At 54.2% G+C, this 9,769-nt stretch carries 7 protein-coding genes; 6 read left to right on the top strand and 1 reads right to left on the bottom strand.

Annotated elements, in window-relative coordinates:
• Window positions 1-105: 105 nt before the first annotated feature.
• The gene (gene rpmH, locus AV656_RS16210) at window positions 106-240 is read right to left on the bottom strand and encodes a 50S ribosomal protein L34 (RefSeq protein WP_081607183.1); all 135 of its coding nucleotides are present in this window, start codon (window positions 238-240) and stop codon (window positions 106-108) included.
• Window positions 241-747: 507 nt separating this feature from the next.
• On the opposite strand from rpmH, the gene dnaA reads away from it, so the two are divergent.
• From dnaA to gyrA, 6 genes are all read left to right on the top strand, one after another.
• The gene (gene dnaA, locus AV656_RS13895) at window positions 748-2,097 is read left to right on the top strand and encodes a chromosomal replication initiator protein DnaA (RefSeq protein ID WP_063182960.1); all 1,350 of its coding nucleotides are present in this window, start codon (window positions 748-750) and stop codon (window positions 2,095-2,097) included.
• A gap of 166 nt (window positions 2,098-2,263) precedes the next feature.
• Entirely contained in the window at window positions 2,264-3,400 is a 1,137-nt protein-coding gene (dnaN, locus tag AV656_RS13900) for a DNA polymerase III subunit beta (protein WP_063182962.1), read from the top strand.
• Window positions 3,401-3,513: 113 nt separating this feature from the next.
• Window positions 3,514-3,744 carry a S4 domain-containing protein YaaA gene (gene yaaA / locus AV656_RS13905; RefSeq protein ID WP_082818766.1) on the top strand — a complete coding sequence of 77 codons (231 nt, stop codon included), beginning with the start codon at window positions 3,514-3,516 and terminating at the stop codon, window positions 3,742-3,744.
• Entirely contained in the window at window positions 3,744-4,871 is a 1,128-nt protein-coding gene (gene recF / locus AV656_RS13910; RefSeq protein ID WP_063182964.1) for a DNA replication/repair protein RecF, read from the top strand. The genes yaaA and recF overlap by 1 nt, the downstream gene beginning before the upstream one ends.
• A 95-nt stretch (window positions 4,872-4,966) precedes the next feature.
• The gene (gene gyrB / locus AV656_RS13915) at window positions 4,967-6,892 is read left to right on the top strand and encodes a DNA topoisomerase (ATP-hydrolyzing) subunit B (RefSeq protein WP_063183039.1); all 1,926 of its coding nucleotides are present in this window, start codon (window positions 4,967-4,969) and stop codon (window positions 6,890-6,892) included.
• Window positions 6,893-6,913: 21 nt separating this feature from the next.
• Complete coding sequence (gene gyrA, locus AV656_RS13920; protein WP_231877291.1) at window positions 6,914-9,529, top strand: DNA gyrase subunit A; 2,616 nt, start codon at window positions 6,914-6,916, stop codon at window positions 9,527-9,529.
• Window positions 9,530-9,769: the final 240 nt, after the last annotated feature.

Consider the following 9,769-nt stretch of genomic DNA (forward strand, 5'->3'; position numbering starts at 1 on the left):
ACTGTCTACCTTATAAGGAAGGGATCGGCCGACATTCCTTACCTATTCATATCCTTCACAGCCGCCCCTAAACGAAAAAAAAGACCACTGAAGTGATCAGTGGACTTATGCGGAAAGTACTTTTCTTCCTCTGCGGCGACGTGCAGCCAGAATGCGGCGGCCGCTTTTTGTCTTCATGCGCGCGCGGAATCCGTGTACTTTGCTGTGCTTGCGTTTATTTGGTTGATACGTACGTTTCATAGTCAAGGCACCTCCTAATCGTTGCCGTTTAAACATCAGACAGTCTTGCACATTATATAAGACCCAGGAAAAACTGTCAACCGTTTGTTTCATCTTCCGAATCAGGATCTGTGCCGTTCTGGCGTTTCTGATGTCCCTGACTTTATCCACAGTTCTTCCTGGCGGCCTGTTTGCACCGTTCGACATGAAAAAAGTTATTCACAACGCTTATCGACATGTTTCGCACATCCCAATACCCTGTGGATAAAGGATTTGTGCACAGGAAACAAGCATGTGGATAAGTACCGCAATCGGTTGTCAGTGCCGGTTTTTTCTGTTACGATGTTGGAGCATAACTTTTCCGCGGAAAATACCGGGCTAATTCTTATCCACAATTGTTGATAGGTTGTGGATAATTTTTTCCGCATTTTTAAAACATGCTTGTCCACAGCTTGTGGATTTGTTCGCAAATCCTTCTAATAGGGTTCACGATTCGACAACCAAATAAAAAGAAAAGGAGGTTTCGTGTTGGAACAGTTCGATGATTTATGGAACCAGGTGCTCGCCAGGGTCGAGCAGCGGATCTCCAAGCCAAGCTTTGACACATGGCTAAAATCGACCCGCATGATCGATTACCGTAACGACACCATCATCATCGGCGCGCCCAATTCGTTCACCCGGGACTGGCTGGAGAACCACTATATCCAGCTGATCGCCGGCATCATGAGCGAACTCACCGGCGAAGACGTACATATCCGTTTTACCGTGCCTGAAGACGCCGAAGAGGACTCATTCGACATGCCGAAGCCCGCTCCCAAGCCGAAAAACGGGCGCCATGTCGATCAGTCTGACGGCATGCTTAATCCTAAGTATACGTTCGATACATTCGTCATCGGTTCGGGCAACCGGTTCGCCCACGCCGCTTCCCTGGCTGTTGCGGAAGCACCGGCCAAGGCGTATAACCCCCTATTCATCTATGGGGGCGTCGGGCTGGGAAAAACCCACCTGATGCACGCAATCGGCCATTACGTGCGAGAGCACAAGCCGGACGCAAAAGTCGTGTATCTTTCTTCAGAAAAGTTCACGAATGAGTTCATCAACTCGATCCGTGACAATGAAGCCGTTGAATTCCGGGATAAATACCGGAACGTAGATGTACTGCTGATTGATGATATTCAGTTTATCGCGGGAAAAGAACAGACCCAGGAAGAGTTCTTCCATACCTTCAATACGCTGCACGAATCATCGAAGCAGATCGTCATCTCCAGTGACCGTCCGCCAAAGGAGATTCCGACGCTTGAAGACCGTCTGCGTTCGCGCTTTGAATGGGGACTGATCACAGACATCACACCGCCCGACCTTGAGACCCGGATCGCCATCCTGCGCAAGAAAGCGAAGGCGGACGGGCTAGTTGACGTGTCCAACGAGGTCATGATGTACATCGCGAACCAGATCGATACCAACATCCGGGAACTCGAAGGCGCCCTCATCCGTGTCGTTGCGTATTCATCACTCGTCAACGAAGACATCACACCAAAACTGGCCGAAGAAGCACTGAAGGACATCATCCCGAATGCGCGGCCGCGCCAGGTCACGATCCTCGACATCCAGAAAGCAGTCGGGGAGCACTTCAGCATCCGGCTTGAGGATTTCGCCGCGAAAAAGCGTACAAAATCCATCGCTTTCCCAAGGCAGGTCGCCATGTACCTTTCCCGGGAAATGACCGAGTTCTCGTTGCCAAAGATCGGAGACGAGTTCGGGGGCCGCGACCACTCGACCGTCATCCATGCACATGAGAAAATCTCAAAAATGCTCAAGGAAGACCAGAATCTCCAGCAGGATATCAAGGAAATCAGGGCTGTACTCGGCAAAAGCTGATGTTGATAACCCCCTTTTCGGCGACCACGTCTGCCAACAGGTTATGCACATGTAGATAAGTATGCGGCAGTAAGCTAAAACCCACTTACCAACTTATCCACAGCCCCTATTACTATTACTATCTATCTTTTTACTTTTAAATTAAATATATAAGCGAGGTATCGAGATGAAATTTGAGATTGCGAGGGACCGGCTTCTCGACGGCCTGAGTGACGTCATGAAAGCCGTCAGCTCAAAAGCAGCCATTCCGATTCTGACGGGCATCAAATTGGATGTGGATGAAGAAGGACTTCACCTGACCGGAAGTGACTCGGATATTACAATCCAGACATTCATTCCGGCGGAGGAAAACGGTGAACAGCTGATTCGCACATCGCAGAGCGGTTCGATCGTTCTGCAGGCCAAATACTTTAACGAGATCGTCCGGAAACTCCCGACAAACGACATCGAGATCGAAGTGAGCGGTCATCTGCAGACACATATCCGGTCCGGTAAATCCGAATTCCATCTGATCGGCTCCGATGCGGAAGACTACCCGCAGCTGCCGGAGATCGATGATGACCGGCATTTTGCCATTCCTGCAGATCTGCTGAAGTCAATCATCCGGGAAACGGTCTTTGCCGTATCCGCATCCGAGTCCCGTCCGATTCTGACCGGCGTCCACTGGCAGGTCCAGGAAGGGGAACTGGTCTGCGTCGCCACAGACAGCCACCGCCTGGCACGCCGCAAGACCCGGCTCGAAAACGCCCCCGAAGACGATTACAGCGTTGTCATCCCGGGCAAGAGTCTCCAGGAACTAAATAAAATCCTAGGGGATTCCAATGATCCGGTCGGAATCACAATGAGCAACAAACAGGTGCTTTTCCGTGCTGGACATGTCCTGTTCTACTCACGTCTTCTGGAAGGTAATTATCCGGATACGAGCCGGCTGATCCCTACGGAATACAAGACAGACATCCATGTGAACGGCAAAACCCTTCTGCAGTCAATTGACCGGGCCTCTCTGCTTGCACGGGAGGAGCGGAACAACGTCGTCCGCTTTACAGCAGACGGCAGCAACATCGTCGAGATCTCCTCGAACTCCCCGGAAATCGGGAAAGTCGAGGAACAGGTCGAAACAGCTTCCGTTGAAGGAGAGGAACTGAAAATTTCCTTCAGTGCCAAATATATGATGGACGCGCTCCGTGCGATCGAAGGCCAGGACATCGTGATCCGATTCACCGGTGCGATGAGGCCGTTTATCCTGAAGTCTGCCGAGGACGATACGCTTCTGCAGCTGATCCTCCCGGTCCGTACGTACTGAACAGGAAATAATTGTAAAAAAGGAACAGCCCGAATGGCTGTTCCTTTTGTTTATCGCCCGAAAGCGATAAAATAGGGGGAAGGACGAATATTGGACGAAGGGCGGTGTCGACCGTGGAACGTCTTGCGATCGATGCGGAATTCATCACACTCGGACAGGCGCTGAAAATGACCGATACCATCTCCTCCGGGGGCATGGCGAAATGGTTCCTGTCCGAACATGCCGTTTATGTGAACGGTGAACCGGAGAACCGGCGCGGCCGGAAACTGCGTGATGGGGATATTCTCAACATCCCGGGAACAGGCAGGTTCCGGGTTTCAGGACCGGCTCCGGGTGACAACTGATGCATATCGAGCAACTCAAGCTGAGGAATTACCGGAATTATGAATCATTGGACCTGTCATTTTCGCCGAACATCAATGTGCTGATCGGCGAAAACGCGCAGGGGAAAACCAACATCATGGAAGCCATCTACGTGCTTGCCATTGCGAAATCACACCGTACGTCAAATGATCGTGAATTAATACGCTGGGGCGCGGATTATGGTAAAATAGAAGGAGCGGTACAGCGGAAATACGGCGTTCTGCCGCTTGAGCTGACGCTCTCCAAAAAGGGCAAGAAAGCCAAGGTCAACCATCTGGAACAGCAGAGGCTGAGCGATTACATCGGACAGCTTAATGTCGTCATGTTCGCGCCTGAGGATCTGCACCTCATCAAGGGCAGCCCGCAGGTGCGACGCCGTTTTCTGGATATGGAAATCGGCCAGGTGTCCAGGGTCTACCTGCATGACCTGCTGCAGTTCCATAAGGTGATGCGCCAGCGGAATGCCATCCTGAAGGCAAATCAGGGCAAGAACGGGCTTACAGATGTCATGTTCGATGTCTACACAGACCAGTATGTCGATCTCGCCATCCGCATCATCCGGAAGCGGTTTGAATTCGCGGAGATGCTGCAGAAGTGGGCTGAACCGATCCACAAGGGAATTTCCCGGGGCCTGGAGGAACTCCTGATCACGTATGAAACGATGAAAGATATCGTACCGGACCAGTCGGCCGAAGAGATGGCTTCCCGGCTCAGGGAGCGGCTTGACGGTCTCCGCCAGCGCGAACTTGACCGCGGAGTGACGCTGGCCGGCCCGCACAGGGATGATCTGACGTTTCTCGTGAACGGACACAACGTCCAGGTGTACGGATCGCAGGGCCAGCAGAGGACGGCTGCCCTGTCGCTGAAACTCGCGGAAATCGAGCTTCTCCGTCAGGAAACGGGGGAATCCCCGGTGCTTCTTTTGGACGACGTTCTGTCCGAACTGGACGATTACCGGCAATCGCATTTGCTGAATACGATCCAGGGCCAGGTACAGACGCTGGTCACGACAACGAATGTGGACGGCATCACCCATGAGACCATCCGGAAAGCGGATCTCTACCGGGTAACCGCCGGCACGGCGGAACACGAGAATCACGACGACTGAACACGCGGCAGGGTCCTCCCTCCGCGGGTTTTCACGCATATAGGAAATCGTTGCATCTTGTTTGGGCAAGAAAGGGCAGGTGAACGGAATTGGCGATGGAAGAAGAAAACCTTCGCAATGAAGATTACGGGGCGGATCAGATCCAGGTCCTTGAAGGGCTTGAAGCGGTCCGCAAGCGTCCCGGCATGTATATCGGCTCGACCAGTTCGAAGGGCCTCCACCATCTCGTCTGGGAAATCGTCGACAACTCGATTGACGAAGCACTGGCGGGATACTGTGACCACATCGAAGTGGCGATTGAGAAAGACAACTGGATCCGCGTAAATGACAATGGCCGGGGTATGCCGGTCGGTATCCAGGAAAAGACGGGACGGCCGGCGGTGGAGGTCATTATGACCGTACTGCATGCCGGCGGCAAATTCGGCGGCGGCGGATATAAGGTGTCCGGCGGACTTCACGGTGTCGGCGCTTCCGTCGTGAACGCGCTCTCGGAGCGCACGGAAGTGACCGTGGCCCGTGACGGCAAGCTCCACTTCATCGCGTTCGAGCGCGGGCTGGTCGAAGAGGAGCTCCGGATCATCGGGGAATCGGAAAAGACCGGGACACAGGTGCGCTTCAAGGCGGATCCGGAAATCTTTACGGAAACCACCGTCTATGAATACGAAATTCTGGCTCACCGGCTCCAGGAACTTGCCTATCTGAACCGTGGCATCCGTATTACGCTTACAGACGAACGCGGGGAAGAAGTGCGCTCTGACGCTTATCATTACGAAGGCGGCATCAAATCCTATGTTCAGCACATCAACGAAGACAAGGAGCCGATCCACGAAGAGCCGATTTTCATCGAAGGCGAGAAGGACGGCATCTCGGTTGAAGTTGCCATGCAGTACAACTCGGGCTATGCATCGAATATCTTTTCGTTTGCGAACAACATCAACACATATGAGGGCGGTACGCATGAATCCGGCTTCAAGACGGCGCTCACCCGTGTCATCAACGACTATGCCCGCAAAAACGGCCTCCTGAAGGACAATGACGCAAACCTGTCCGGAGAAGATGCGCGGGAAGGGCTTACGGCGATCATCTCCGTCAAGCACCCGGATCCGCAGTTTGAAGGTCAGACAAAGACGAAACTCGGAAACTCCGAGGTAAGCCAGATTGTTGGATCGCTCTTCTCTGAAGGGCTCGAGCGCTTCCTCATGGAGAACCCGACCGGCGCCCGAATGATCGTCGAGAAGGGCCTCATGGCAGCCAGGGCCCGGGTCGCGGCGAAAAAGGCACGTGAGCTCACCCGCCGCAAATCGGTGCTTGAGATTTCGAACCTTCCGGGCAAGCTGTCCGACTGTTCATCCCGCGATCCTGCAATCAGTGAACTGTACATCGTTGAGGGAGACTCGGCGGGCGGCTCGGCGAAAAACGGCCGCGACCGCCACTTCCAGGCCATCCTCCCGCTGCGGGGCAAGATTCTGAACGTCGAAAAGGCCAACATTAACCGGATTCTCTCCAATGCGGAGATCCGTGCGATGATCACGGCGCTCGGCACGGGAATCGGCGAGCAGTTCGACCTGTCCAAGGCCCGCTACCATAAAGTGGTCATCATGACTGATGCGGATGTCGACGGCGCCCATATCAGGACGCTGCTCCTCACATTCTTCTACCGCTTCATGCGGCCGCTCATCGAAGCGGGATACGTCTATATCGCCCAGCCGCCGCTTTACCAGGTCAAGCAGGGCAAACATATGGAATATTGCTACACGGATGATGAACTCCAGGAAATACTCGCCCGCCTGCCGCAGGTACCGAAACCGGTCATTCAGCGGTACAAGGGTCTCGGGGAGATGGATGCCGAGCAGCTGTGGGATACGACGATGGATCCCGAGTACCGCACGCTTCTCCAGGTCAGGCTCGAGGACGCGCTCGATGCCGACGCCATTTTTGAGCAGCTCATGGGCGATGAGGTCGCCCCGCGCCGCCAATTCATCGAAGAAAATGCAGTTTACGTCAAAAATCTTGATATATAAGGCTTTACTTGAAAGGGGTCAATGACCATGGCAGACACGCCGGACCGTGGCGTCCAACGCATTAACATCAGTACGGAGATGAAAACCTCGTTCCTTGACTACGCGATGAGTGTCATCGTGTCTCGTGCGCTGCCGGACGTCCGTGACGGGCTCAAGCCGGTCCACCGCCGGATTTTGTATGCCATGCAGGACCTCGGCAACACCGCAGACAAACCGTACAAAAAGTCAGCGCGTATCGTTGGGGATGTCATCGGTAAGTACCACCCGCACGGCGACAGCGCAGTATACGACACGATGGTGCGGATGGCGCAGGACTTCAACTACCGGTATATGCTCGTAGACGGACACGGAAACTTCGGCTCTGTCGACGGCGACTCCGCGGCCGCCATGCGGTACACGGAATCCCGGATGTCGAAGATTTCCGCTGAGCTCCTGCGCGACATCAATAAGGACACGATCGACTATCAGCCGAACTATGACGGCCAGGAAAAAGAGCCGATCGTGCTCCCGAGCCGCTTCCCGAACCTGCTGGTGAACGGTTCCTCCGGGATTGCGGTCGGGATGGCGACAAATATTCCCCCGCATAACCTCGGAGAAGCGATCAATGCGGTGCTTGCACTCGCGGACAATCCGGACATCACAACAGAGGAACTGATGGAGATTATTCCGGGACCCGACTTCCCGACCGGCGGGCTCATCCTCGGCCGGAGCGGCATCCGCCGCGCCTACGAAACAGGCCGGGGCTCCATCCTGACCCGGGGCAAAGTCGAGATCGAGACCGCATCGAACGGCAAGGAAACCATTCTTGTCCACGAACTTCCGTACCAGGTAAACAAGGCCCGGCTCATCGAGAAAATTGCCGAACTTGTCCGGGAAAAGCGGATCGAGGGCATCACGGACCTCCGTGATGAGTCGGACCGCCGGGGCATGCGCATCGTGATGGAAGTCCGCCGCGACGCGAACGCCAATGTCATCGTGAATAATCTTTACAAGCACACTGCCCTCCAGACCAGCTTCGGCATCAACATGCTGGCGCTGGTGGACGGCCAGCCGAAAGTGCTCAGTCTGAAAGAGATGCTGTTCCATTACCTGGAGCACCAAAAAGAAGTCGTCACGCGCCGGACCCGGTTTGAGCTGAACAAGGCGGAAGACCGTGCGCATATCCTCGAAGGTCTCCGCATTGCACTTGACCACATCGATGAAATCATCGCGCTGATCCGTGCTTCAAAGACGACGGAAGAAGCGAAGAATGCGCTCATGGAACGGTTCAGCCTCTCGGAGCGGCAGTCCCAGGCCATTCTCGATATGCGGCTCCAGCGCCTCACAGGCCTCGAGCGAGACAAAATCGAGGAAGAGTACAATGAACTGTTGCTTCTGATCGCGGAACTCCGCGCCATCCTCGCAGACGAGCAGAAGCTTCTTGAAATCATCAAAGAGGAGCTTGCCGACGTGAAGGAGCGGTTCACGGATGCACGCCGTTCGGAAATCACTGCCGGAGGCTCCGAGATGATCGAAGACGAGGACCTGATTCCGGTCGAGAACTCGGTCATCACCCTTACACACCGCGGCTACATCAAGCGACTGCCGGCAAGCACATACCGCAGCCAGCGGCGCGGCGGGCGCGGTGTCCAGGGAATGGGCACAAACGAGGACGACTTTGTCGAGCACCTCCTCTACACATCCACTCATGACCGGATTCTGTTCTTTACAAATACCGGTAAAGTGTACCGGCTGAAAGGCTATGAGATTCCGGAATTCAGCCGGACGGCGAAGGGCCTTCCGATCATCAACGTGCTCGGACTGGATAAAGGCGAAAGTGTCACCACGATGCTGCGCGTTGACGAGTACGATGAAGAGGCATTCCTGGTCTTCACGACCAAGCAGGGGATCGCAAAGCGGACGCCGGTTACTCATTTCGCCAATATCCGATCAAACGGGCTGATCGCCCTTTCCCTCCGCGAGGACGATGAACTCGTCCAGGTTAAAGTGACCGACGGAACGAAAGATGTGGTGATCGGAACGCGGGGCGGCATGCTGATCCGGTTCCTTGAAGACGATCTTCGTCCGATGGGCCGGACAGCGACCGGTGTGCGCGGCATCCATCTCCGGGAAGGCGACCATGTTGTCGGCATGGATGTGGTCGAAGAAGGCCAGGAGATTCTGGTCGTCACGGAGCAGGGCTTTGGGAAACGTACGCCTGAATATGAATATCGCACACAGTCACGCGGCGGATATGGACTGAAGACAGTCCATGTGACCGACAGGAACGGCCCGCTTGTCTCCATGAAGTCAATCGATGGCACGGAAGACATCATGATCATTACGATCCATGGCATCCTTATCCGGATGGATGTTGCCGACATCTCGGTCATCGGCCGGATTACTCAGGGTGTGAGACTCATCCGTCTCGATGAAGGTGAGTATGTGGCGACTGTTGCGAAAGTGGAAAAAGAAGAAGAAGAGGATCTCCCGGACGGAGAGATGGAAGACATCCTTGAAGAACAGTTCGACGATCCGGAGAAGCTGGAACAGGAGTCAGCAGTTGAAGGAGAATTCCCTTCTGTTGAGGAAGACCGGGAAGACTTCGGAAACGGTGAAACTGAAGAAACCGGAGACGAATCCGGGCAAGATGATTAATGGAATACCGGGAAAACGGCACTTGAGCCGTTTTCCCGTTTTTTTATTTTTGGGGTTGCATTCTGCAGTCAATCCGAGTATAGTAGAGAAGTTGTCGTTCGGAGCGGCAGTCCACAAAAATTAATTCATATTTTATGTTGACTTTCCGGAATGGCGATGGTATGATAATTAAGCTCTCGTTAAGAGATGTGAAACTTTGCGGCGAGCACATTGAACCTTGAAAACTGAACAGCAAAACGC

The sequence above is a fragment of the Bhargavaea cecembensis genome (assembly GCF_001619585.1).
Lineage (GTDB): Bacteria > Bacillota > Bacilli > Bacillales_A > Planococcaceae > Bhargavaea > Bhargavaea cecembensis_A.

What these genes read in the sequence shown, in the direction of transcription:
- gyrB (WP_063183039.1), top strand. Translation starts at nt 4,967, where the DNA reads ATGGAAGAAGAAAACCTTCGCAATGAAGATTACGGGGCGGATCAGATC.
- dnaN (WP_063182962.1), top strand. Translation starts at nt 2,264, where the DNA reads ATGAAATTTGAGATTGCGAGGGACCGGCTTCTCGACGGCCTGAGTGAC.
- rpmH (WP_081607183.1), bottom strand. Translation starts at nt 240, where the DNA reads ATGAAACGTACGTATCAACCAAATAAACGCAAGCACAGCAAAGTACAC.
- gyrA (WP_231877291.1), top strand. Translation starts at nt 6,914, where the DNA reads ATGACCATGGCAGACACGCCGGACCGTGGCGTCCAACGCATTAACATC.
- recF (WP_063182964.1), top strand. Translation starts at nt 3,744, where the DNA reads ATGCATATCGAGCAACTCAAGCTGAGGAATTACCGGAATTATGAATCA.